General features: G+C 46.7%; 25 protein-coding genes. 11 read left to right on the plus strand and 14 right to left on the minus strand.

The genetic code is table 11. The annotated features are described in order from the left end of the window. Nucleotides 1-303: 303 nt before the first annotated feature. Nucleotides 304-903, minus strand: coding sequence for a TetR/AcrR family transcriptional regulator (locus NYE37_RS02900; RefSeq protein WP_037993074.1), 600 nt, complete (start codon nucleotides 901-903; stop codon nucleotides 304-306). Nucleotides 904-1,060: 157 nt separating this feature from the next. On the opposite strand from NYE37_RS02900, the gene NYE37_RS02905 reads away from it, so the two are divergent. Together NYE37_RS02905 and NYE37_RS02910 are read left to right on the plus strand one after the other, a co-directional pair. After that, entirely contained in the window at nucleotides 1,061-2,476 is a 1,416-nt protein-coding gene (locus NYE37_RS02905) for an MDR family MFS transporter (protein ID WP_340711754.1), read from the plus strand. Nucleotides 2,477-2,637: 161 nt separating this feature from the next. Beyond that, nucleotides 2,638-3,444, plus strand: coding sequence for an alpha/beta fold hydrolase (locus NYE37_RS02910; protein ID WP_198050856.1), 807 nt, complete (start codon nucleotides 2,638-2,640; stop codon nucleotides 3,442-3,444). Nucleotides 3,445-3,670: 226 nt separating this feature from the next. Here NYE37_RS02910 and ahpF read toward each other — a convergent pair whose 3' ends face one another. Both ahpF and ahpC read right to left on the minus strand, forming a co-directional pair. Then, nucleotides 3,671-5,197, minus strand: a complete 1,527-nt coding sequence (ahpF, locus tag NYE37_RS02915) for an alkyl hydroperoxide reductase subunit F (protein WP_340711755.1) — start codon at nucleotides 5,195-5,197, stop codon at nucleotides 3,671-3,673. Nucleotides 5,198-5,211: 14 nt separating this feature from the next. Continuing rightward, the gene (gene ahpC / locus NYE37_RS02920) at nucleotides 5,212-5,775 is read right to left on the minus strand and encodes an alkyl hydroperoxide reductase subunit C (RefSeq protein WP_037993068.1); all 564 of its coding nucleotides are present in this window, start codon (nucleotides 5,773-5,775) and stop codon (nucleotides 5,212-5,214) included. Nucleotides 5,776-6,144: 369 nt separating this feature from the next. Here ahpC and NYE37_RS02925 point away from each other — a divergent pair, with 369 nt between their 5' ends. After that, nucleotides 6,145-6,882, plus strand: coding sequence for a MerR family transcriptional regulator (locus tag NYE37_RS02925; protein ID WP_037993065.1), 738 nt, complete (start codon nucleotides 6,145-6,147; stop codon nucleotides 6,880-6,882). 124 nt (nucleotides 6,883-7,006) lie between these two features. Here NYE37_RS02925 and NYE37_RS02930 read toward each other — a convergent pair whose 3' ends face one another. Continuing rightward, nucleotides 7,007-7,870, minus strand: a complete 864-nt coding sequence (locus NYE37_RS02930) for an AraC family transcriptional regulator (RefSeq protein WP_037993062.1) — start codon at nucleotides 7,868-7,870, stop codon at nucleotides 7,007-7,009. A 399-nt stretch (nucleotides 7,871-8,269) separates the two neighbouring features. Next, nucleotides 8,270-8,848 (minus strand): TetR/AcrR family transcriptional regulator C-terminal domain-containing protein, encoded by a 579-nt coding sequence (locus tag NYE37_RS02935; protein WP_049720582.1) that lies wholly within the window; start codon nucleotides 8,846-8,848, stop codon nucleotides 8,270-8,272. A 199-nt stretch (nucleotides 8,849-9,047) separates the two neighbouring features. Between NYE37_RS02935 and NYE37_RS02940 the strand changes: the two genes are divergently transcribed. The 3 genes from NYE37_RS02940 (at nucleotide 9,048) to NYE37_RS02950 (ending at nucleotide 11,272) form a co-directional block, all read left to right on the plus strand. Next, entirely contained in the window at nucleotides 9,048-9,293 is a 246-nt protein-coding gene (locus NYE37_RS02940; RefSeq protein WP_340711756.1) for a class I SAM-dependent methyltransferase, read from the plus strand. Continuing rightward, nucleotides 9,294-9,710: a class I SAM-dependent methyltransferase gene (locus tag NYE37_RS02945; protein ID WP_340712044.1), complete on the plus strand. Its 417-nt coding sequence runs from the start codon at nucleotides 9,294-9,296 to the stop codon at nucleotides 9,708-9,710. Between the two features lie 446 nt (nucleotides 9,711-10,156). Then, the gene (locus NYE37_RS02950; protein WP_062843279.1) at nucleotides 10,157-11,272 is read left to right on the plus strand and encodes an acyltransferase family protein; all 1,116 of its coding nucleotides are present in this window, start codon (nucleotides 10,157-10,159) and stop codon (nucleotides 11,270-11,272) included. Between the two features lie 158 nt (nucleotides 11,273-11,430). On the opposite strand, the gene NYE37_RS02955 is transcribed toward NYE37_RS02950, so the two are convergent. From NYE37_RS02955 to NYE37_RS02990, 8 genes are all read right to left on the minus strand, one after another. After that, nucleotides 11,431-11,640 (minus strand): immunity protein YezG family protein, encoded by a 210-nt coding sequence (locus tag NYE37_RS02955; RefSeq protein ID WP_340711757.1) that lies wholly within the window; start codon nucleotides 11,638-11,640, stop codon nucleotides 11,431-11,433. Nucleotides 11,641-11,722: 82 nt separating this feature from the next. Further along, nucleotides 11,723-12,247, minus strand: a complete 525-nt coding sequence (locus NYE37_RS02960) for a hypothetical protein (RefSeq protein WP_340711758.1) — start codon at nucleotides 12,245-12,247, stop codon at nucleotides 11,723-11,725. Nucleotides 12,248-12,334: 87 nt separating this feature from the next. Further along, complete coding sequence (locus NYE37_RS02965; RefSeq protein WP_340711759.1) at nucleotides 12,335-12,811, minus strand: antitoxin YezG family protein; 477 nt, start codon at nucleotides 12,809-12,811, stop codon at nucleotides 12,335-12,337. Continuing rightward, entirely contained in the window at nucleotides 12,812-13,903 is a 1,092-nt protein-coding gene (locus tag NYE37_RS02970) for a DNA/RNA non-specific endonuclease (protein ID WP_231564554.1), read from the minus strand. 363 nt (nucleotides 13,904-14,266) lie between these two features. Continuing rightward, a complete protein-coding gene (locus NYE37_RS02975) occupies nucleotides 14,267-14,947 on the minus strand; it encodes an NTP transferase domain-containing protein (protein ID WP_340711760.1) in 681 nt (226 codons plus the stop codon). After that, a complete protein-coding gene (locus tag NYE37_RS02980; RefSeq protein WP_340711761.1) occupies nucleotides 14,944-15,933 on the minus strand; it encodes a DMT family transporter in 990 nt (329 codons plus the stop codon). Before NYE37_RS02980 ends, NYE37_RS02975 begins: the two co-directional genes overlap by 4 nt. Continuing rightward, on the minus strand, nucleotides 15,930-17,795 hold the full coding sequence (locus NYE37_RS02985; RefSeq protein ID WP_037993045.1) for a phosphotransferase: 1,866 nt from the start codon (nucleotides 17,793-17,795) through the stop codon (nucleotides 15,930-15,932). Before NYE37_RS02985 ends, NYE37_RS02980 begins: the two co-directional genes overlap by 4 nt. Before the next feature lie 291 nt (nucleotides 17,796-18,086). Then, nucleotides 18,087-18,926 carry a LicD family protein gene (locus NYE37_RS02990; protein ID WP_052186596.1) on the minus strand — a complete coding sequence of 280 codons (840 nt, stop codon included), beginning with the start codon at nucleotides 18,924-18,926 and terminating at the stop codon, nucleotides 18,087-18,089. 188 nt (nucleotides 18,927-19,114) lie between these two features. Between NYE37_RS02990 and NYE37_RS02995 the strand changes: the two genes are divergently transcribed. The 3 genes from NYE37_RS02995 to NYE37_RS03005 all read left to right on the plus strand — a co-directional run bounded on the left by NYE37_RS02995 (nucleotide 19,115) and on the right by NYE37_RS03005 (nucleotide 21,764). Then, nucleotides 19,115-19,342 (plus strand): AbrB/MazE/SpoVT family DNA-binding domain-containing protein, encoded by a 228-nt coding sequence (locus NYE37_RS02995; RefSeq protein ID WP_037993043.1) that lies wholly within the window; start codon nucleotides 19,115-19,117, stop codon nucleotides 19,340-19,342. Between the two features lie 171 nt (nucleotides 19,343-19,513). Next, nucleotides 19,514-20,767: an alkaline phosphatase gene (locus tag NYE37_RS03000; protein ID WP_340711762.1), complete on the plus strand. Its 1,254-nt coding sequence runs from the start codon at nucleotides 19,514-19,516 to the stop codon at nucleotides 20,765-20,767. Nucleotides 20,768-20,912: 145 nt separating this feature from the next. Then, a complete protein-coding gene (locus NYE37_RS03005; protein WP_049720606.1) occupies nucleotides 20,913-21,764 on the plus strand; it encodes a DegV family protein in 852 nt (283 codons plus the stop codon). Nucleotides 21,765-21,816: 52 nt separating this feature from the next. Here the strand turns inward: NYE37_RS03005 and NYE37_RS03010 are convergent, their stop codons facing one another. Next, entirely contained in the window at nucleotides 21,817-22,830 is a 1,014-nt protein-coding gene (locus NYE37_RS03010; protein ID WP_037993041.1) for a S66 family peptidase, read from the minus strand. A 211-nt stretch (nucleotides 22,831-23,041) separates the two neighbouring features. Here NYE37_RS03010 and NYE37_RS03015 point away from each other — a divergent pair, with 211 nt between their 5' ends. Continuing rightward, nucleotides 23,042-23,884 carry an ABC transporter ATP-binding protein gene (locus NYE37_RS03015; protein WP_037993040.1) on the plus strand — a complete coding sequence of 281 codons (843 nt, stop codon included), beginning with the start codon at nucleotides 23,042-23,044 and terminating at the stop codon, nucleotides 23,882-23,884. Next, on the plus strand, nucleotides 23,838-24,743 hold the full coding sequence (locus tag NYE37_RS03020; protein WP_037993037.1) for an iron-hydroxamate ABC transporter substrate-binding protein: 906 nt from the start codon (nucleotides 23,838-23,840) through the stop codon (nucleotides 24,741-24,743). Before NYE37_RS03015 ends, NYE37_RS03020 begins: the two co-directional genes overlap by 47 nt. Nucleotides 24,744-24,766 lie beyond the last annotated feature (23 nt).

Raw genomic sequence — 24,766 nt, forward strand, 5'->3', positions numbered from 1 at the left:
TTATAATTTGTCTGCCGTCAACACTCGAGATACGTGGAGTGCGTGGCATGGATGAAAAAAGATTGACAGAAAGACATTGGATCCGGATTTGATATAAAAGCACTGATCATTTCCGGATCTTTTTCAGTATCAATCCGGAGGAAATTTACAGGGAATGGATATGTGGAGCTAAAAAGAGTGGCTACAGGGATGGAGTTCGTCGAAGTCATCTTTCCTTTTGCGAATAAACGTTTCTGTTCTTCGCCCCGTTCTGAAAGAAGGGGTGGACAAGAAAACGGAATTCTTGCCCTTAAGTGGGAGGCGTCAAGCAAGATAAACCGGAAGCAATATTTCGTCCACCAGCCGTTCCAACCGTTTAGTGTCAATCGCATCCTTACGCAGAATATTTTCAATCCGGATCAGGTCAAAAGGCAAGGTCAGTGTCTCGTCGCTGACCTTTTTTATTTTTTCCCCCCGGTTTTTGGCGAACTCGAGCAGTTTCCGCATGACCTGGATGTTCTTATTGGTTGCGTTGATTTCAAGTTCAGCTGCGATTTCTTTGTTTTGCCCCATTTCAAATAAAATCGCATTCATGATTTCACGCTCGCACCGGTCATAAATGCTTTGGTAAAGGGTGAGCAACTGCAACAAGTCCCCGCGCAAACTTCCGGTATCCTCAATTTTATCAATCAAAGCCCCGTCGAGTGCGTCGATTGCTTTATATGCCGCGATGTCACGGATCAATTCCAAGGGAGTTTTCCAACGGCGGTACAAGACCGAACGGCTGGTTTTGGCGGCCTGCGCGATTTGTTGAAAGGTCAGGTTGTTGTAGCCGACCTTTTTGATTAACTGAATCGTGGCTTCATAAATGCTTTCGGTCAGCGTGTCTCCTCTTCTGCGCGTATTCTTGTTTGGATCTTTCATTTCTTCACCTTCTTTCGGGAAACCTTAATCCCGGACCAAAATTTTTCTAAAACATTATACCATATTGTTTTTGGAAATAAGGTACATATTGAACCTTATGGCGGCAGTGTGTATACCGATTAAAGTACAATGTGTATCCTAATAAGGTGGTGAGATGATGGAAAAAGATAAATTGACCAAAGGATTGCTCAGCATCGCGTGGATTTTGGTACTTGGCGCACTGCCGCCGATGTTGGACTCCACGATCGTGAATATTGCGGTGAATGATTTGGCAAAAGTGTTTTCAGCCTCCTTCGTGGTTACGCAATGGGTTGTGACCGGATATGTTCTTGCGTTGGGGATGGCCGTCCCCTTCTCCGGATGGCTGATGCAAAAATATGACGGCAAGAAGGTGTATATGTACGCATTGGGGCTGTTTTTGATCAGCTCTCTCCTTTCCGGATTTGCTTGGAACATTGAGAGTCTGATTGCATTTCGTGTGTTGCAGGGGATCGCTTCCGGGATCATCATTCCAACGCTGACGACCTTGGTTGCACAAGCTGCCGGCGGCGAAAACATCGGGCGTCTCATGTCTGTTGTCGGAATTCCGGTTGTTTTTGGCCCGATTGCCGGACCGGTGATCGGAGGGTTGATTTTGCAGCACTCCGAGTGGCAATGGTTGTTCTTTGTAAACCTTCCGGTCGGAGCCCTTGCACTCATCATTGCGCAATGGAAGCTTCCAAAATTTGAGCCGGTGAATCGATCAGCAAAACTGGACTGGATCGGTATTTTGTTGTTGGTTATGTTATCGGGAATGTTTATCTATGGCATCACAGAGATCCGGGCGGAAAGCAAGCATGCAGCCACGGGCATTCTGGCTTTGGGAATTGCCGCTCTGTCACTGATTTCCTACTTGCTTTATGCATGGAAGCAAAAGAGCGAAGCATTGATCCCGCTGGATCTGTTTCAATCCAAAAATTTCAGTGCTGTGTTCTTTTCCCTGTTCTTGGCCGGGTTTGCCACCAACGGACCCATGTTGCTTTTCCCGATGTTTTTTCAAAATGTACTTGGCCTGGACGTGATCACATCGGCGTTGTGGCTGATTCCCCAAGGCTTGGGGATGCTGGTGGCACGGCCGTTGATTGGAAACTTGACGGATAAGATTGGGGCCCGGTATGTTGTGCTGCCTTCGATTGCCATCACCATCATCGGGACGTTCCCGTTTATATTTTTTGATGTTGACTCGGCACAGTGGATCATCTGGATTGTACTGTTCATACGCGGAATCGGCGTTGGAGGGATCACAGTCCCTGTAATGAGCGACGCTTATGTGGGATTGGAAAAGTCACAGATGCCGGCAGCCAGCGTGGCCACTCGCATTATCCAAAACGTCGGGGCAGCTTCCGGTTCTGCCATTTTGGCAACCGTGGTGAGCCATGTCCTCGGGGGAGCTGCGGCAGCCAACTTGGCCGGAGCTTATCACTCCGGTTTTGTGACAAGCTTGATTTTCATGGGGATCAGCATCCTGCCGGCATTGTTTTTGACTGACAAACTGAAAAACCGGATACAAGGACCTCAGGTGCAAAATCAATAAGGAGATGAATTTGAAGCGAATTCAAGGAAGATCTTGTGAAGCCCGAGGTGGATTTGTCACTTCGGGCATTATTTTGGAAAAAGGCCGGCGGGGTGAGTTCCGGCATATTGAAACGCCTTCATGAATAGAATGACCTGACATATTCATGAAGGAGGAAAGCCATGGGTTACTATGTGAAGGCAAATCATATCAATATATATGTCGAAGATTTAAGGCCCGAATGCCAAAAGGTCATCTTGTTTTTGCACGGTTGGCCCGGCAATCATCATCTGTTTGAATACCAGTTCAACCGGCTTCCCAAATACGGGTATCGCTGTATCGGCATGGATATCCGGGGATTTGGCAAGTCTGACAAACCGTTTTCCGGCTATGATTACGATACGTTGGCCGATGATGTGAGAGGGGTGGTGGAGGCGCTCGGATTGCGTGATTTTACATTGGTCGGGCATTCCACCGGCGGTGCCATTGCGGCCAGATATATGGGACGGCATCAGGGTTACGGGGTGTCGAAGCTGGTTTTGGTCGCAGCTGCTGCTCCCAGTTTGATCCGCCGAACCAATTTTCCATACGGGGTTGAGAAAGAAACCATATTGCAGATTATCAAGGACACTTACCGGGACCGTCCCCGGATGCTTCGGGATTTCGGGGACCGCTTTTTTTACCAACATACATCGCAAGCATTTTCCGACTGGTTTTTCCAATTGGGGTTGGAGGCGGCGGGATGGGCCACGGCTGCCATTGCAAAAACCTGGATCCGGGAAGTGTTGTTTGCCGATTTGGAAGCGATCCGGGTGCCGGTTTTAATCATTCACGGCATTCATGACCAAGTGGTTCCTTTTGAACTGGGAGAAATCCAACAAAGGATGATCCGGAATGCCAGGTTGGTCCCGTTTCAATTTTCCGGTCACGGATCTTTTTATGATGAGAAAGATGAATTTAACCATCAATTGGCGCGATTTATCGGTTGAGAAGAAAATTGAGGATCTGAGTAAGGTATGAAAACATTGTTGGTTTGGGATTGGCTGTCTCAATCGGTAAGCTTGCTGATTGAAGTGCGTTTCCAAGGAAAAGTGTGCCTCCGAAATGGAGGAGGCAAATCATGCGGGATGGGATTTACCGGAGATGGCGGACATCCCAATGATCAGGAACAAAAAAAGTTGCTCTACTTTAATTCAGTAGAGCAACTTTTTTCAATTAATTGCGGATCAGATAGTCAAATGCTCCCAATGCGGCGGTTGCACCGGAGCCCATGGAAATGATGATTTGTTTGTAGGCACTGTTGGTACAATCCCCTGCGGCAAAGATGCCCGGAACATTGGTGGCACCTTTGGAATCGACGATGATTTGGCCGCGATCCATTTCGACCGTGCCTTCCAACCATTCGGTATTCGGCACGAGACCGATTTGGACAAAGACACCTTGCAGTTTGATGTGATGTTCTTCACCAGTCTCACGATCGATATATTTGATTCCGTCCACTTTATCTGTGCCAGTGATTTCCTTGGTTTGGGCATTGGTAATCACGGTGACGTTGGGAAGGCTGTTCAGGCGTTTTTGCAGAACTTCGTCTGCTTTTAGTTCAGGCATAAATTCGAGGACGGTGACATGATTGGCGATCCCTGCCAGGTCGATGGCCGACTCGATGCCGGAATTTCCTCCGCCGATGACGGCCACGTCTTTTCCGGCGAATAACGGTGCGTCACAGTGTGTGCAGTTTGCCACACCTTTGTTCCGGAATTTATCTTCTCCGGGAACACCGACATTACGCCAACGGGCACCCGTTGCAATAATGACGGTTTTGCTTTTTAACACGGCACCGTTTTCCAGGAAGATGTCAATCATGTCGTCTTTCTTTTCGATCCGTTTAACCGTTTGTGAATCCATCACATCGACAGGGTAATCCCTGACATGCGCTTCCAGTTGGGAAGCCAGTTTTTCCCCGTCGGTTTGTTTGACGGAGATGAAGTTTTCAATGGTGGTGGTGTCCAAAATTTGGCCGCCAAACCGGTCGGCAATGATACCTGTGCGAACCCCTTTACGCGCCGCATAAATGGCCGCCGTTGCGCCGGCAGGCCCTCCGCCGATGACGAGGACATCGAACGGATCTTTTTTATTGAATTCCGACGGGTCGGATTCGCTTCCAAGTTTTTTGAGAATGTCGCCGATCGTCATCCGTCCGCTTTCGAAAAATTCGCCATTCAGGTAAACCGTGGGCACAGCCAGGATGTCTTTGCTTTCCACTTCTTCCTGATAGGCTTTTCCTTCGATCATGGTGTGTTTGATACCCGGATTCAAAACACTCATCATGTTCAAAGCCTGCACCACATCCGGGCAGTTGGTGCAACTCAGGCTGACATATGTTTCGAAGTGGTATTCGCCATCCAGATTTTTAATTTGGTCAATAATGCTTTGCTCCACTTTGGGCGGTCTGCCGCTGACTTGCAACAGAGCCAGCACAAAGGAAGAAAACTCGTGACCCAGAGGAATACCTGCAAAGACAATTCCTGAATCTTCTCCAACACGGTCCACGCTAAAGCCGGGCGTGCGCTCCAATGTGGTTTTTTCCACTTTGATTTTGGGGGACATGCCCGCAACTTCATCCACGAAGGCGAGCATGTCTTGGGATACTTTATCGGAGCCGGCGCTCACTTTAAGAACGATATCGTTTTCCAATAGTTGGAGATATTGTTCCAGTTGTGTTTTTATTTCTGCATCCAGCATGTATATCGCTCTCCTCAGATTTTTCCAACCAGGTCAAGGCTCGGCTTAAGGGTTTCTTCTCCTTCTTTCCATTTTGCCGGGCAAACTTCGCCAGGATGGTTGCGTACGTATTGAGCTGCTTTGATTTTGTCCACGATGGTGCTTGCATCGCGTCCGATGCCGTCAGCGTTGATTTCGACAGCTTGGATCACGCCGTCCGGATCGATGATGAAGGTACCGCGGTCAGCCACACCTTCTTCTTCTCTCAATACATCGAACATGTTGATCAGCACATGAGCCGGGTCGCCGATCATGGTGTAGGTGATTTTGCTGATCGCTTCGGAATGATCATGCCATGCTTTGTGCACGAAGTGGGTGTCAGCGGAAACGGAGAATACTTCCGTGTCCAGTTTTTTCAGGGTTTCATATTGATCTTGCAAGTCTTCAAGCTCGGTCGGGCAAACAAAAGTAAAGTCTGCCGGGTAGAAGCAAACAACGCTCCAATGACCTTTGAAATCTTCTTCCGTCACTTCGACGAACTCACCATTTCTGTAAGCTTGCAATTTGAAAGGTTCAACTTTTTTACCGATTAAAGACATGGCTTGTTTCCTCCTGTTTTTAAGATATATGAAGCGCTTCGTGGGGATTGAAGGCTCGCTTCTTTAATTAATTCCTATTTAATAATAATTATAATTTATCTTGTTGTCAACGTTTAAGTAACTGAACCATTGAAACGGCTCCCGGCGCCGCCACATAAGCGGTTTCCCAGGTTCCATCCTCTTCCGGATGCAGGGCGGAGCTTCGGTTCCCCGTTGGTTGAAGCGTCTCCATTTTCATCTTTTATTTATTATTATCATAACTCATCATGAATAGTAATCATGCGCTTTTGATGAATAAAAAAATGCGGAATTTCTCTTGACCCTGACCTTGGGTAAGACTTTAGAGTGGATGGCGGGAGGTGAAGCGATGTGTCCTATACCGTGCAGGAAGTGGCGAAACTCTCCGGTGTGACCGTGAAGACGTTGCACCATTATCACAAAATCGGACTTTTGTTGCCAAAGAGGGTGGACGACAACGGATACCGTTATTATGGCGATCAGGAATTAAAACGGTTGCAGCAAATTTTATTTTATCGCGAGTTGGATTTTCCGTTGAAGAAAATCAAAGACTTGCTGGACCAGCAAACGGACCGGCTGAGCTGTTTGTTGGAACAGCATTCCCTCTTAAAAGAAAAAGAGCAGAGACTGGCCGGCATTTTGCGGACGTTGGAGGAAACCATCCGGCACGAAAAGGAGGAAATTCCGATGAGAAAGGATAAGATGTTTTCCGGGTTGAATGAAACCGAATGGAAAGAAGCGATGAAAGAGCAGAATGATTATTTGCAAAAAAACTACGGCTACGAAATTGGTTCAAGTGAAATCCATGCTGACGCGATGAATGAAAAGGCGAATGAAGCGGTTGAATTTATGTCGTTTATGGCCTCCGCCTTGAGAAACGGCATCGGTGTCAACGACAAGCGGGTACGGGATGCGATTGAAAAACACATCCGGTTCCTTCAAAAAGACATGGACATGGATGCAAAGGGTTTTTTGGCCCAAACCCGGTTTTTTATGATGGATGATTTTCACCGGAAGCAAATGGAATCGCAACAGACCGGCTTGAGTTATTATCTCTTCTGTGCGGCAGAGAATTATGCGTCGAATTAAACAATCCGACCGGGACCGCCGTCAAGATCCAATGCGAAAACGAGTGACAAAATATAGATCAGGTGATATATAAACATCTGCAAAAAAAGGGTTTTCCGTCCCTTGGCCGGAAAACCCTTATGTTTTACGTTCGTTTTTTGACCGGAATCCAAATCTCGCTGTAAGCATGGTCTTTTTGGTTTTGATCCCGTTTGGAAAAGGAAAAAGCAGGAGCATTGATGAGTTCATAATTGGAAGAGGGGAGCCATTCGGAATACACTTTGGCCATGGTTTCCTGCAGTGTGGAAGGGAAGGGACCTTCATTGGGGAAGACGGCCCAAGTGCATGCAGGCACCGTCACCTTTTCCAACCGGTCACTCACCTGATTTTTCGTCGTCAAAACCCCGATCATATGCGTTAATTCTCCTTCTTCTTTTAAGAAGTCAGCATCCGCTTCATAAGAAGCATTGACGACTTCATAAGGCTCGATGTTTTGAAGTGCATGCATTTCTTCTTTTTGCTCATCCGTGATGCTTTCTGCCAGTTTGACAATGTCTTGGTTGATTCCTTTGAATTGCATGGGAACCCGTTTCTTGACACCGACCAGATGAAAAGCCGGTTTGTCTTCGATCCGAAACTTCATGGAATGGCCTCCTTTGACTGTAATGACAAATGAAAGTTTGGGAAAAGATTGGCTGACGCCGTTCTTGATGACATCCGAGGGCAAATGACCGCTCCATTTTTTGAAAGCCCGGGTAAAGCCGTCGAGGGTATAACCGTATTTCAAAGCCACATCGGTCACGGTTTCTCCTTGCAACAGGTCCATGCCGGCTTCCGATAATCTTCGGTTTTTTATATATTCACTCAGAGGAAAGCCGGTAAGATAAAAAAATATCTTCCGAAAGTGGTAGTCCGAAACCCCGGCATATTCCGAAATCGATTCCAGAGTGAGTTCATCGGTCAAATGATCCTCAATATAGTTGATCACGTCATTCAATTCTTTTAACACATGGTTTCCCCCTTTCGGCATCGACATCATAACAAAACGCCATGCATTGCCGCTCGACTTTATTCATCCAAAAAAGATCCGATCATCAATCGGTATCTCATTGTCCGTTGTATACGTTTTCGATTGTTTTTAAAACCGATGGTGTGATGTCGGTCAAAGGGAGTTGTCATTGAGGAAGTTACAATGGAAATCAGCACCATGAAAAAGGGGAGGAGGAAGGAAACTGATCCAAAGATATATTGGCTGTTTTATGATAAAGGGTTTTCCGTCCCTTGGCCGGAAAACCCTTATTACGTTCGTTTTTTGACCGGAATCCAAATCCCGCTGTAAGCATGGTCTTTTGTTGGGAGTATTGCAGAGTTGATCATTGCCAGAAGGGGCAACCGGCATCCCTCATATTTACTTCACATGTAACAATCCTGTCAGTAACACGTTTAACCCGTACAGGAACTGCCGTTCAAAGTCCGGATCAAATGCATATTGCTTGCCAAAAAGCATTTCAAACTGCTTAAGTTCCTCTGAAGAAAGCTGTTTTGCCCGGATTTCATCGGCGACAAACGATAATATGTAATTATTGATGAGATTGGCTGCAGTCATACAATTTTTGTCAGATACCCCGAGCTTGGTCAGGGCAGATAAAACAAATTTGATGGCTTTGATTCTGCTCGGTGTCTTGGGGACAGATTGCGCAAAAATATCGACCGCATCCCGGGTATGAAGCAAAACCCTCCTGAATTCCAAAGCGATGGCTGTTAATGCTTCTTCAGGATGATCGACCGATTCGGGAAAAGATACATCCCGGGTGATGTGTTCTGCAATCAAATCATATAATTCCTGTTTATTTTTGATATGCCAGTACAAGGAAGCCGCCTTGATGTTTAACTCCTTTGCAAGTGCCCGCATTGTCAAATTCCCTATGCCATCCCGGTTTAAAAGATCCAGCGATGCTTGGATAATGGCTTCTTTGGTTATGGTCATCCAATCACTCCAAGAGAATATTTTCGAAACATTGACACTAACGGTGTTAGATTGTATACTGGCAGTATAAGCAGACTAACAATGTTAGGTGATTGCATTATAACCTGTTGCAACCGGATTATCAATACACCCAAGGCAGAGGAGCTTTGCCCCGGTGACTGGCAGATTGATTTCCGGTTGAAAAAGGATGGTGAAAAACATGATCAAGAACAGGAGAAAAAAGAAAGATGTCGGGATCTATGGTTTGGCGGCCAAATGGTATGACCGAAACACGCGTAAGAACCGGCTTGCGGAAATGCGGGAATATGCCAATGAAGTGGCATCGCATGTCGGCGAAAATGCAAAGATCTTGGAAGTCGCCCCCGGCCCGGGTTATTTGGCCATCGAGCTTGCCTTAAGAGGTTTTCATGTAACGGGTGTTGAGATCAGCCCCGATTTTGTGTAGATTGAAAAAGAAAATGCAAAGAAAGCCGGTGTATTTGTTGATTTTAAAGAAGGAAATGCATCCAGTTTGCCTTGTGACGACAATTTTTTCGATTTTGTTGTATGCAGTGCGGCATTCAAAAACTTCAAGGAGCCCTTAAAAGCATTGAATGAAATGCACAGAGTGCTGAAACCGGGCGGAACTGCACTGATCATTGACATGAATCACGAGGCCACCGCAGAAGATATAGAGAATGAAATCAAGAAGACAGGCATGAAAGGATTTGACAAATATTTTGTAAAATTCGCATTTAGAACTTTCCTGAGGGAAGGCGCATACACCAAAGAAGGGTTTGAGGAATTAATCAACGAATCGTGTTTTGAAAATTACAAGATTAAAAAAGAAGGCATCAGTTTGTATGTCTATCTTTATAAGTAAATGAAACGGGTTGCTCTGGCGAATGCTGATTCACAAAATAAATGATTGTATCTGAAAAGTGGAAACGCCGATTCCATGCGCTCCGTTAAATTGCCTTGCCAATTCAGGGGATAAAAGCTGGCCTGATTGGCGTTTTTTTGTCTTCCATTTCACCATTCACCTCATTCAACTTCTCTCTGAATCCATCCTTGATGAAGATGTCCGCATGTCTTATCCTCACATCAAGAATCCGGCACCACTTTGCAACGGTTATCATGGATATGATCGCCGCAATTGAAGACAAGAGGATGCTCCCATTGACAAAAACAATGCTCCAAAGTATAATTTGTAATACAAGTAATACTAATTATACCAAACGTACCGAAGAAAAATATCTTGGATGAAGGAAAAGATCAAAGCGAAAGTACATCTGTCCGGTTACCACCGGTTCCAAAGGGGAAAGCATAATGACAAGTGTAAAGTCGGATGTCCATAAGGTTGGCAGAGTCCATTATTTGGACAATATCCGTTGGGCAACCGTGATTTTGGTCTTGATTTATCACGTGTTTTATCTGTTCAACACGGTCGGCGTGCCTTTTCCGGTTGCAGATGATGCCGGGGTACGCGCGTTTGATACGTTTTCTTATATCGTTTATCCGTGGTTTATGGTCATCCTTTTTTTAATCGCCGGGATCAGTGCCAGGTATGCGCTCTACAAGCGGACCCACCGGGAATTTTTAAAAGACAAAGTGAACAAGCTTTTGGTTCCGTCCACCCTGGGGTTGTTTGTCTTTCACTGGATCTCCGGGTACTTGAATATCAAGTGGGGAGGCGGGCTCGATTCCATTCCGGTTTGGATGCGTTATCCCGTTTTTGCCATGGCCGGAACCGGCCCTTTGTGGTTTATCCAAATGCTGTTTTTATTTTCAGTCTTCTTGGTGTTGATCCGCAAAATGGATAAAAACGATAAAATCTGGGCCTTTTGCGGGAAAATCAACATCGTCATGATCCTGTCGCTCGTTTTTGTCATCTGGGGGGCGGCACAGGTTTTGAATCCGCCTTTGATCACAACGTACCGGTTTGGGATCTATGGTGCCGCTTATCTGATCGGTTACTTTGTTTTTTCCCATGATGAGGTTCAAAACGCCGTCGAAAAGATCCGGATTCCCATGTTGTTTGCGGCCGTCATTCTGGGAGTGGCCTTTACCGTCTGTTACTTTGGGGAAAGTTTCGTCTCCACAAAGTGCCTGACAAGCTTTTTGACCAACTGTTATCTGTGGGCCGCCATCCTTGCGATCCTCGGCTGTGGCAAAGCCTGGTTTAATAAAACATCCGCTTTTGCATCCTATATGACCCGATCCAGCTTCGGTTTTTATGTGGTGCATTACTTGGTCGTTCAAGTGGTTTGTTTCTATGTTTACCATTTCAGTCCCTTGCCGAAGGCCCTGAATTACTTTTTGGCCTTGGCCATCGAACTGCCCGGCACGTTTCTCCTCTATGAGGGATTGCGGAGAATTCCTGTCATCCGCTATCTTGTGCTCGGGATGAAGAGGAAAAAAGTAAAACAACCGGCTCCCGTTTGATTCGAGGAGCCGGCTTCTTTTTTTAGATATGCTTCCAAAATGTTTCCTGTCTCTCTGATTTTCCGGATGAACCCGAAACAAAGTCAAATTAGTCCAAGGTTCCTGGTCATGTTCTCTGGAGGCACAAACTCTTTTCAAATAATTGGTGCCTGATTTCATCAAACCCCGTGTCGATGATATGAAATTTTTCGGAAAGTTAAACAGGATGAATGATGGACAGGGCAGTAGTAAAAGTAAACATAACTGAATCCTTCACTCACTTCCGCATACAAATAAACTTTCTCCCATTCTTCAGGAATCATTTTATTAATGGCTTCTCCGATTTGCTGATAAAGCTTTCCTGATTGGGTTTCGAATGGAGTATCCATGGATTTTCCCCCTGCAAAACAAAATAAAAAAGAAAACCGGATTCAATTCTACTATAGAAACCGGTTTTCTTGATTACGTTCATCAATAAGTGTTTAGCCATTTTTCTTTTACCAAATCATAGACATCGCCATTGGTATAACCCAGATAGCAGGGGAGTTTTGATTTCTTTCCGCCGGCTTTGTTGAAGCATTCCTGAAAAAACGGAACAAAGTAATCTTTAACATAGGAATCCATTTCCTCCACGAGTTCTTCATCTTCTTCCAGCTTTTCGAATTCCTCTGGTGGAAGCACATGCTCCATTTTTTCATAAGCATAAAATCCAAAGGAACCTACTTTCGGGTCTTCTCCATGGGCATCCATGTTGAGTTGTCTTCCAAATCCGTTCATGGGTGTGATCGTTGCACCAAAAATTCCTCTGTCACCTCTGATTTCTAACAAGATAAAGGTTGTATCCGGATGAAACGGATATTGTAATAAATACCGAAAATGCTGAATGACATTTTCTTTTTCTAAATTAATTCCTTCTTGGAGGAGTGATTTGATTTTACGATCCATTCGAATTCGCTCCCGTAATGCCAGTCTGTTAAAATTCGTTAAACTAATCATGCCGGCCTCATTGCCAATGGGGAGCCGGTGGAAAATGCAGTGCTTTAAGCAATGATAACGTTATGGAGAAAGATACTGTAAACATTTTTATATATCCTCTTTTTTCTGTTTTAGATATTCATCTATAAAAGATCTGTCCCTCTGATTTTCTGGTACAATTCCAAGATATTGATATCTCCAAATGATTCTGCGTTTTCGCGGGCTCGCATGAGAGAGATCTTCATAGTCGAAATGGATTTTTAATTTTCCGGATGAATCCAAGAACAAAGTCAGGTTGGTCCAAGGCTCTTGGTCATGTTTTTTGAAGGTTTCCCACAACTTCACAAACTCTTCGAATAATTGGTGCTTAATTTCATCAAACTCCGTATCGCTGATATGAAATTTTTCGGGAATATCCAAAAAGTAAACAGGGGATGAATGATTTACAGGGTAGTAGTAAAAGTAAACATAACTAAATCCTTCACTCACTTCCGCATACAAATAAACTTTTTCCCATTCTTCGGGAATCATTTCAACAATGGTTTCTCCAATCTGCTGATATATTTTTCCTAATTGAGCTTCCATTTATTTACCTCCTGGTCTATTTTTAAACTCAATTTCAACCCAAGGATCATCACCAATTTTATATTTTATTTTAAAGTAATCTGGTCGATTTGAATTGCCAATGTATTTAGGATTTATTTTGACCTTAACTTCATTATTATGAAGTAATTCTTCTTTCCATTCGTTCTCCAACTTTTTCCATTCACCTCTGTTCAGATTAGAGTTCATCGGGACCAGGTTATCAATTTCACCAGATCCTTTGAAAATAGTCGCTATTAAATGGCCGCCATCGTCATCTGGCAACCTGTCATCACCACCCACGGTCCTTTGAGCATAATTATTCCTTTTTCCTTTGCCTAATTTTAAGGATGCTTCAATGTCTATGATTCTTCCGTTTGCATCGGTTATATATTTATAGCCTTCATTTGAAGTGTATTCAATGTTTGCTTTTAAAGCTTTTTTGCCATTTCTTTTGGTGAAGTGCTCTCCATATTTTTCACATTTAATTGGAGAAGCCAGTGCTATGGATGCCAAATAACTGTTTGATTGATATCGATAAGAAAAACAATCTGCGACTTGTTTTGCTGCGATTTCAACAGTTTCTGATTTTTTGAATGCGGTGGTTACTTTATCGATGATTGGGTCCAACTTGGGAACGATGAATGATCCTAATCCGACCAGTGCTGCGCCGCCTATTCCCGATAAGACTGCATTTTTCCAATTGATTTTCCGCCCGTGCAAAATATCGTCTGCGACGCTTGTACCGGCGCCTTCTACTGCTCCGATGACTCCACCTTTGGTAAACATGTTTTGCAGAGGTGCCGGCAATTTGGAAACCAGTTTTTGTCCTCCGCGCAGAACAGGTCCCAAGACTTTGGAATTCTTGGCACCCATGATCAGTTTTTGCCCGATGCCACTGGCCAAGCCCCGGGAAGCTCCTGCCGTGATGCCTCCTCCGATCAATCCCAAGAGGCCGCCAATGGCTGCTTCCAAGAAGGTCATTTTGTTAATTTCCCAACCATTCAGGGCCATACTGATCACAAATGACAAAGCCATACCACTGAGTACGGCAATCCCTAACGGTGTGGCAAAGATGCACAAGACAATGCCCAAAATCAAGACGCCGGCAAACGCTATGTATTCCTTAAATTTGACGATCCAGTCCCACACTGCAGACAGTGTATCGATTACGACTTCTGCTATTTTGGAGCAAATTTCAGTAAACCAATCCCAAAAGGAAAAATTGCATGACATGGTTATATTGGAAAGGGTTAAGAGGAAGGAACGGAGGTGGGGGATCCTCCGGGGTGGCAGTGCCAAAGGGGAGAATAAAACAAATGAAAATGGTGTTTTGGGGGTGGGGGGATAAGCCGGTGAAAAGATGGGTACGGGATTTCCCTGCTCCGGGCGGAAGAAATCTGCATCCGTAAGGTTTTTATCGGGGAATGTCAGGGTCTCGGGTTGAATCCGGCTTTTTTACAACCCTTCCCTTTGCAGACGCTTTAAGTCTTCCAGGCTGTCGATTTCATGGGTGTCCCAAGCATCGATTTCTTGCAAACGGACATTCAAATCCCGGATGTTTTCTTTGACGATGTGATCCCAGTATTTGTTTTGGAAATCTCCGTTTGCGACGGTTTCTTCCAGTTTTTTGGCCAGTTTCCGGCCGTCTGGTTCGCTCCAATAGGAGATGCCGCACAGGATGTAATCATTTCCTTGTTCCTCGATGGTGATGTTTTGGATCCGGTTTTGCGAGTCCATGTGGAGGACCCATTCGTTGACAAACGGTTTTTTGGCGCTGAAATACAACGAGGTGGACGGCTTGTCCAAAAGAAAGTTGCGGCGCAGATAGTTGTCGGCGTCGATGACATAAGCGCCGGGCAGGTATTCCCGGGCCAGGTACATGGAATAGAGGTTGTTGTACCGGTCATAGTACGGGTTGCGGATCAGCGTGACGGCAAATTTCTTTTTTAAATAAGTGAATTTTTCGTGCAGGTATCCTGTCACCACCGCGATATCCCGGACACCGGTTTCCCTTAAAAAACGGATTTGCCTTTCCAACAGCGGTTCACCGTTGACGGTGATGAGGGATTTCGGGGTGGTCAGCGTGAGCGGGCGGAGCCGGGTCCCCATTCCTGCCGCCAGCAAAATGGCTTTCATCGTCTCACCTCCTTCATGGGCCGGTTCCGGAATTTTTTCAAAAAGTGCGTGAGATTCAGTTCATCTTTTTCAGCCACCGTCAGCACGGAACCCAGGATGATCATGAGGCTGTAACCAATCATTTTCAAAGAGAGGGGTTCGCTGAAAAACAGAAAGCCGAAGAAGATGGCCCAGCCGGAATAAGAGATGTTCAGTCCCATGGCCTTGGCGGGACCGATGGCCCGGATGGCTTTGTAATAAAACAGGTAGGAGACCGATCCGGCCAAAGCAACGAGAGCGAGAAAGAACAGTTCCTTTTTGGCCATGACTCCGGCGGCAAAGTGCCAACCGCCAAAGAACGGAAGAATGACGGAACAGTAGGTGACCGTTGAAACCAGTTGGCGCAGCAGGATGGATTGCTCCGGGGAAATTTGTACTTTTTTCATTCCATAAGCGACCAGGACGCATTCCAATCCCCAGCAGATAATGCACAGCAGGACATACAAGAATCCGAGCCGGGATGGAACGGAAGCATCCTCTGATCCCGAGGAGCCGAGCAGGATGATGAACAAAATGCTGATGCAAAGCCCAAACCAGTTTTTGGGGCGCAGACGGTCTTTCAAAAGCAGAAAAGAGAAGAAGGCCCCGACGGCCGGATAAACCGCGGAGAACGAAGCGGCATAGGAGGAACCGAGGTGGTGGATGGAAAGCACATAAAAGGTCATTCCGAGCGGACCGCCAAGGATCGAGCCCAGAATGACAAACCGTCCGCCGTCCGTTTTGATGTTTGCAAGTGCTTTCTTCAGTTCCCCCTTCAGGGATAAGTATCCGGTGATCCACAAGCCCGATGTCGCGTCATGCAAAAAAGTCCCCACCAGCGGGGCGAGGAACAATGCCTGCCCGGAGGAGACAAACAGATCGCGGGAGAGGATCGCCCCGATGAATACCGTGTCCAACGCCCACATGATCCCCGACAAGAGTCCGTAAGCTGCACCGGCCCGTTTCATGCCGACACCTTCTTTGACAAGAAGAACTCAATGTTGGCAATGGCCCGGTTGTAGCGCATGATGCCGTAATCCCCGAAGTTGTCCCCTTTGGCTTCTTTGTAGATGGTCCACAAACTCCAGATGTAATCTTGGAAAATTTTGTGCATCAGCATGCGCATCCGGATTTTTTCGGTGATCTCTCCGGAGAAATAATAGGACAAGAAGAGATCTTCTTCCCGTCGGGTCAGGGAAGATTCCAGCGAGTAGGCAGCCAAATCCCAGACGGGATCATTCAACCCGGCATATTCCCAGTCGATCAGGTAAAGCCGGTTGTCCCCGCTTTTGATGAAGTTGTCCGGCAAGGTGTCATTATGGCACGGGACGAGCGGAACCTGCATGGCGTCAAACATCAATTTGATCTTCAACACTTCTTCTTTCAATTTGCGGAAGTTCGGATAAAAATAACCTCCGTTCACCTCGTCGACCAGCCGCTCATACTTGGTTTTGACCTGTCCGATGTCAAATTTGTTTTTCATCGGTGCGTTGGAGGTGTGGAGCTTTTTCAAAAGGTTGGCCACCAGCCGCATGTTTTCTTCGCGCCGGGCCATTTTGGGAGTGAGCGTTTCCGCATCCGGAATCATCTCAGAAATTTTCACGCCGTTTTTTTCATCAAAGTAGAGGGTTTTGGCGTTAATTCCGAGATCGCCGGCCAGCATGGCGTTTTCCTTTTCGAGGTGGCGGTCGATCATTTGGTCTGTCCCGGCGCCCGGAATGCGAAGAACATATTCCTTTCCTCCGACCACGCTGATTTTGTAGTTTTTGTTCGTCATGCCTCCCAACGGGACAGCCCCGGTGATGTCATCCTCCGGAATTCCGATGGCGGATGAAACCGTATCTTTTAATTGATGGATGAAATAGGTTTCTTCTTTCCGCTTCAATCGCGGGTGCACCAAATTCAAAATGCGGATATAATGCTCCTTCGTGTCGATGTCGGACCAGATCAAATCATTGATTTTCAAATAACCGATTTTGTACTGGCGGGAAACATCCAACAGCAGGTATTCATAATCGAGATAGGGATTCTGGTTGTTTTTGTATTCTTCCAGCATCAGTTGATAGACATCATACGAGATTTTGTTGATGCCCACCATTTCGCCGTCAATCCGGTTCAATTGGTGAAGATCTTTGGAAATTTTGAAGATACTCTGGTTGCGGAGTTCCACATAGGCCTCGTTGCCTTGCCCGCTTTCGGTTGCAATCAGCATGCAGTCGCGTTGTTCATTGTGAATCAGCTGCTTGAAGGCTTGTTCCTCCGCCAGAATATCGTGGTCGAGAACGATGAAATCCCCGGAAACGGCATATTTGGCACAAGCCAGGGAGGACATCGACCCGGTCCATTGGTAACGCGGGTTATCCACGAACACGATTCCTTCTTGATCAGTTAACGATTGGAAGGCTTCCTTTTGGTATCCGGTGACGATGATGATTTTTTCGATTCCGTGCTTTCTCAAAATGTCAATGTTGCGTTGTAACAGCGTGGTGCCGTTCAGCGGCAAGAGACTTACCGGAAGATTGAATTCATCGTTTTCGCCGGCGGCCAAAATGACGGCTTCTTTCACTTTGGTTGTTTTCCCGCCGTGAAGATCCACTTTTTTGTTTTGGTAAGAAGCATACCGGTTTTTCAAAAGGCGGATGCCTTCTTTGGTGAGGTAGTATTGGGTGCTGCGTCCATGTTTCCGTGTGTCGATCAGGCCTTTTTCCATCAAATCGCGGATCAGGTAATTGACTTTGCCGGAGGAAAAATGGCAGAGTTGCCCGATCGATTTTTGATTCACCTGCACATGTTTGTTGATGATTTCAAGCACTTTGAGTTGATCTTCCATGGACATCCCTCCTGCTGGATGGTGTGATGAATCGGTTGTGGCGGAGTGTGGCAGACCGGGGTGAAAACGTATGGACAAGATGAATCGAGAAACATATTCAATTTTTGAATGTATTTATTTTAACATAACTCTCTTTTTTTGAGAAATTAATGTGGCGTGAAATGGGAGATTTCCAGAGAGCGGCTGTTAAAAGGATTTTATTCAGAGTTCATAAAGCGTGAAAAAAAGAGGGAAGCTTTCGTCGGTGAAAGCCATCCCTCTTTTTTGGTCAAAAAATGAATGAATCAACCCTCATAATTGTAATTCGGTGAAGGTGTGTTTGGGCTTTTGCTTTTCTTCGGGAGGCAATTCCATGTAATGATCCCCGTAAAGCGTCCGCAAATAGCGGTCACGGTCTTTGATTGCCAGGAAAGAGTGCCCCTCGAACCGGATTTCTTCGAGGTCTTGAAAAATCCTGACGGGCAAAATCATGGATTCTTTAATCTCGGTTGGAACCAAGATGGAATTGTCTCCGTAAGTATATTCAAATTTTGAATGGTGATTGTATTTGGTTTTGATGCGGGTTTCCCATTGATTGAGCCGGTGGACGCCCAGCGCCTTGCCAAGCGGCCGGAGCAAGCGGCTTGCGATTTTTCTCATGCGGCTGTGGCTTTTCTTTTGGAATTTCAGTGTGACCGAATATCGGGTGAAGTAGATGAAAGTGAGACAGATCCGGTCGAGTGTGCGGAGAATCCGGCTGTCGGGGATGCGGTCGATGGGGAAGATATCGATAAAAACACCCCGTTTGATATCCGATTGGGAGGTAGTGTGCTCGACAAGGCGGGTGCGCGTGTCCACAATTTTGATAAAGTTGTGCGGATAATCGCGGTCAGTTTCATAGTGTTGGATGAACAAATAATCCGGCAAGTGTTTTTGGCCTTCTTTCCAAAAGCGTTCGTAATCTTCCCGGAGCATCGCCACATCCGCGTCGTCATCCCATGGGATAAACCCGCCGTGACGGACGGCCCCCAACAGGGTTCCGGAAGAAAGGGTATAGGAGAGGCCCATTTTTCTGGCCGCTTTGTCAAATTCCAGCAAAATCTCCAGTTGTTTTTTCTGCAGTTGTCGGATTGTTTCTGGTGAGAGTTTCACTTGCAACCACCTCAACCCTAAATTGTAGCACAGAACTCCGTTTTTGGGATTCGGGCGGAAGGGTGAAAGGGTTCCGGTTTTGAAAAACGGGAAGAGTTTATTAAGATAATATTGAGGTTCAATGAATGGAAACAAAGTCAATGGTTGATCGTTTGGGATCGGTTTATGATAAAGACAAGGAGGAATCTATGAATCAGAAGAAGAAAGGACCGGTTGGCAAATACGCCGGAACCGCAAAGGTCGGAACCAAAGGCCAGATCGTGATCCCCAAGGAGATCCGGGATATGTTTGACATTCAACCGGGCGAAACCCTGCTTTTGTTTGCGGATGTTGAAAGAGGGATTGCTGTCATGAAATCCGACGCATTGGAAGATGTGTTTGAGACGGTTCCGCAGTGGCCGAAAAAAGATGAGTGAAAGTCTGATGCAGGCACCTCAAAAACGAGGTGCTTTTTTGTTTTGAATGGTAAATTTACCGTCATTTAAAAAGGAATTCGTCTTATTTATATATAAATATTTTAGAATATAAATGAATTTTTTGGATAGTGTGTAAACGTAAAACGACTTCTTTGGAAAGGATGATTTATCATGAACAAACGCGGTTGGTTTGGGGCGGCTTTGGCGGTGATTGTCGCGGTTTCTGCCGTCTCCTTTTCCAAAGTCTGGGCCGGACAGGAGGAAGTGGCAAGAAAGCAGAAGCCGCAGCCGAAGAATGTCATATTGATGGTCGGAGATGGGATGGGCAGGGCCCAACGGGATGCCATCCGGCTGTCCAGTGTCGGTTTGCACGGTAAAACGGCCATGGATGACATGCCGTATACAGGCTTTGTACACACCAATTCCGCAGACCCCGTAGAGTTTGTAACCGACTCGGCCGCAGCGGCGACGGCGATGGCCACCGGCGTGAAGACCTACAATGGAGCCATCGGTGTCGACCTGGATCAAAAGCCGGTGGAAACAGTGTTGGAAACAGCCAAAAAACGGGGGAAAGCGACGGGGCTGGTCACCACCGCCCAAGTCACGGATGCAACCCCGGCGGCATTTGGTTCCCATGTGAAAGACCGGGAGGACCAGAGCAAAATCGCCCGGCAGTTTTTGGAGAAAAGCCGTCCTGACGTGATCTTGGGCGGAGGAGAAGATTACTGGTATCCGAAAGGGAACCCCGGCCGTCATCCGGATCATCCGGCGGAAGACCCCTCTGAAGAAAGCAAAGGAACCGAAGGAAATCTGGTGGAACGGGCCAAAGATCTGGGATACCAGTATGTCGCGAACCGGGAAGAGTTGCAAAAAGCAAACGGTTCCAAAATTCTCGGCTTGTTTGCCAACGAAGAGATGTTCCAATATGATACCGAGGCCGGGGATCGCTATGATCCGTCGGTGTCTTTGACCGAGATGGCGGACAAAGCCCTTCAAACGCTGTCCAAAAACAAAAACGGATTTTTCCTGCTGGTGGAAGAAGAAGGGATTGACGCCATGTGCCATGTGAACAACGCCGAACTGGCCATCAAAGCCGGTAAGGAGTTTGACAAAGCGGTGGCGCATGTCAAAGAATTTGCCAAAAAACGCGGGGATACCCTGGTCATTGTCGTCGGTGACCATGAAACCGGCGGATTTACGATTGAAGGATTGGATGACTCCGACGAGTCGGGGGACGGCGTGTCTGCTGAAGACGGGCCTTTCCCGGTAGCCGGTTCCGATCAGCAGTTTATGGTGGATTGGACAACCGGGGGACATTCGGCGGTAAGCATTCCTTTAACCGCCATGGGACCGGGAGCCGAGTTGTTGCAGGGGGCTTATGAGAACACCCGCATCCATGATGTGATTGTGCAGTTGATGAAATAAGAAACAATAGCTCGGAAGCGCCTTCCGTCCGGGAGGCGCTTTGGTTTTTGACAAGAAAAAACAGGGTATTATAAAATCGTTTTGACTGAATGGTCAGGAAAGAAACCGGTTTGAACGGTTCAGACAGCAAAGAGTGGTGATGAAAATGATTAAGATCACGGCAGACAGCACTTGTGATCTGTCTCCTGAAATCTTAAACGCGATGGATATCACGCTGGTGCCCTTGAATGTTTTGATTGATGACAAGTCATACCGGGACGGGGTGGACATTACGCCGGCCGAGATCTTCCGGTATGTGGGCGAGGAAGGGAAAACCTGCAAAACGGCAGCGGTGAACACCTATGAGTACGAGAAGGTTTTTGCCGAACTGTCCCCCAAATATGAAGCCGTCATCCATTTTTCCCTCAGCGCGGAATTTTCCTCGACTTATCAAAATGCGGTGTTGGCGGCAGAGAACTTCGCCAATGTCCATGTGATTGACACACGCAATCTTTCCACGGGCAGCGGACATCTCGTATATGATGCGGCGCTCATGGCCAAGGAAGGTTTAAAAGCGGAGGAGATTTGCGAAAAAATCAAGGAGACCATTCCCAAAGTGGATGCCAGCTTTGTGATTGACCGCCTCGATTATCTGAGAAAAGGCGGACGCTGTTCGGGAGTGGAAGCGTTGGGGGCGGCCTTGCTCCGGATCAAGCCGAGCATTGAAGTGGTCGACGGCCGGATGGAAGTCGGGAAGAAATACCGGGGCAGTTTTGAACGTTGCCTGGAACGTTATGTCAAAGACAAATTATCAGGTAAACAAGAGAATATCGACCGGAGCCGGATCTTTATCACTCATTCCAAGTGTTCGGAAGAAACCGTGGCCAAAGTCAAGGAAGCCGTCCGCCGTTATGTTGATTTTGATGAAATCATCGTCACCGAGGCCGGCTGCACCATCTCAAGCCATTGCGGCCCCAATACACTCGGGATTTTATTCAAACGGAAAAGCAAAAAATAATCGGTTGACCAAAGGAAAACCTGCCCGTGAGGGGCAGGTTTATTGGATTTGGTCATATGAAATGCTGCCGGATACTGCCTTTTCCGTTTTCGGTTTCCACCTCGGCAAAGGCTCCGTTGATGAAGGTCATCTGCGGCGGGACATGGCCGCAATCGACATCGTAAATGACCGGGATTTGAAGTTCCCCGGCAAGCTCTTGGTAAACATCATCCACGGTGTAGTCTTGAACCGGGTGATTGGCTTGGCTTCGTCCGAACAGGATCCCAGAGCATGCGTCAAACCAACCGGCCAATTTCATCTGCATGAGGGACCTTCTCAAATCCACCGTTGTCAATTCGCAATTTTCCAGATACCACACCACCGGTTCTCCATCCAGATGGGTTTTTCTGAATTTTTCCACATCCCCGTAAGGCGTGCCGGCCAAATGCCGGATGGTGTCAATGCATCCGCCGAGCAGCCGGCCTTTGATGATTTCTTTTTGGTTGGAAACGGTTTTCCAGCAAGTCGGCTCCGTCAGATGAAAAACGCAGGGTGTCGGGCGGTCGTGCTGCCATTTCTTTTGATAATATGCGGAAGAGCGCTGCAGGACGGAATTTCCCTTTCCCGCGGCCAAAACGTTTTTCCACATGGCGGTGGTGTCATCCCAATATTCCCCCCGCAAATCCACAAAGTTGGGGCCGTGGGCCGTGGCGATCCCTGTATTCAAGGTGATGGCCAACAACAAAGTGCTGGTATCGGAATAGCCCATCACCCATTTGTTTTTGATTTTTCGAAAGTCGGTATGTTCAAGCATCTCAATCAAAAGCTCCCCGCCCCATGGCGGGATAATAACGTGGATTGCATCGTTTTGCATCATTTCATGGAATTCCTCCGCCCGTTTCCGGGCAGGGGCTGATTTTGCTTTATGCTGGGTCCGGACGGTTTCCCCGCAATGGATCTGAAAACCTTTTTCTTCCATCTGCCGGCATGAAAGTTCAAACATGGCATGCAATTCCCGCGGCACACCGGATGACGGCGCGGTGACCCCGATGGTTGCGCCTTCGGTCCACAAAGGATATTGAATCATCGGGTTTCCCCCCTTTTTGTTTTATGGAAAGCCAAAACCGGTTGTTATGTATATTTAGGGAGCGGCGCGCTAAATCCTGTTTACAGGAAAGAACTGTTGTGGGAAAAGGTTGCTTTTTTATTGACGCTGATAAGAAAACGATTTATAGTATTATTGGACTTGAATTGATAATCATTATCAATGATAAATTAAAGATGTTGGGGGCATCAGGATGGGGCGCCTTTATACCGAACATTTGCAGGTTGGTTATGGGGAGAAAGCGATTGTCCGTGATTTGACGATTCAAATTCCCGATCATCAAATCACGGTGATCATCGGGCCGAACGGATGCGGAAAATCGACCTTTTTAAAAGCAATGTCACGCATCATCGCATATCAGTCGGGGTCGGTGATCCTGGACGGGAAAAGTATTGTGCAGGAAGACACAAAAAGTTTAGCCAGAAAAATGGCAATTCTTCCCCAAAATCCGGAAAGCGCGGCCGGGCTCACGGCCGGGGAACTGGTTTCTTACGGGAGGTATCCTTACCAAAAAGGGTTTGGACGCCTGAGCAAAAAGGACATCGAGGTGATTGACTGGGCACTTAAAGTCACCGGTACAGAGCGCTTTAAATATCATCCGGTGGATGCTTTATCCGGCGGCCAGAGACAGCGGGTTTGGATCGCTTTGGCCATTGCGCAGGAAACCGATATCATTTTCCTCGACGAACCCACCACTTATTTGGATCTGGCCCATCAGCTCGAGGTTTTGGAGCTTTTGCAAAAGCTCAATAAAGAAGAAGGGCGCACGATTGTCATGGTCCTGCATGATTTGAATCAGGCAGCCCGTTTTGCGGATTTTCTCGTGGCGATGAAAGACGGGAAAATCATAAAAAGCGGAACCGGTGAAGAGGTCATCACCCGGGATGTGCTGAGGGAAGTTTTCCATATTGATGCAGAAATCGGAAAAGATCCGCGCACCGGTAAACCGATGTGCTTGACATATAATCTGATCAAAGGAGAAGACGCTTATGAAGAAAATCTGGCCGTTGCTGCTCGGACTGGCACTGTTTCTTAGCGGGTGCGGCGGTTCGGCGGACGAGAGTGCAACAAACGGTTCATCCAAAACCGTGACTTACCAATCGGAAAACGGACCCGTCGAGGTTCCGGAACATCCCAAACGCATTGTGGTGCTTTCGCAGTTTGCCGGGAACGTGATGGCACTTGGCGGCAATATTGTCGGGGTGGATTCCTGGGCAAAAGACAATCCCCGTTTCAAAGACAAGCTGAAAAATGCGGAACTGGTCAGCGATGAAGATTTGGAGAAAATCATCGAGTTGAATCCGGATCTGATTATCGGTGTTTCCACAACGAAAAACGTGGATAAACTGAAACAAATCGCTCCCACCGTCACCTATACCTATGGGAAATTGGACTACCTGACACAGCATCTTGAAATCGGGAAGCTTCTCAACAAAGAAGAGGAAGCCCGCAAATGGATTGACCAATTCAAGGCGGAAGCCAAGAAAACCGGAGAGGAAATCAAAGCCAAAATCGGGGAAGATGCAACGGTTTCCGTGATTGAGAACTTTGATAAACAACTGTATGTTTTCGGGGATAACTGGGGAAGGGGAACCGAAATCCTTTATCAGGAAATGGGCCTGAAAATGCCCCCGAAAGTGAAAGAGAAAGCGTTGGGACCGGGCTATTATGCCATCTCTCCCGAAGTTTTGCGCGATTTTGCCGGGGATTATGTGATTTTCAGCAAATACAAAGATGCGGACACATCGTTTGAGAAAACCGAAACTTACCAAAACATCCCGGCGGTGAAAAATCATCGCGTGTTTGAAGTCGATGCGAGAGGTTTCTTCTTCAATGATCCCCTGACTTTGGAATATCAGCTTGATTTCTTTAAAAAGTCCTTTTTAAACCAGTAACATGCGGGGAAGAGGGGCCCTTG

The sequence above is a fragment of the Thermoactinomyces sp. FSL K6-2592 genome, assembly GCF_038006465.1.
In the GTDB taxonomy this organism is placed as follows: domain Bacteria; phylum Bacillota; class Bacilli; order Thermoactinomycetales; family Thermoactinomycetaceae; genus Thermoactinomyces; species Thermoactinomyces vulgaris.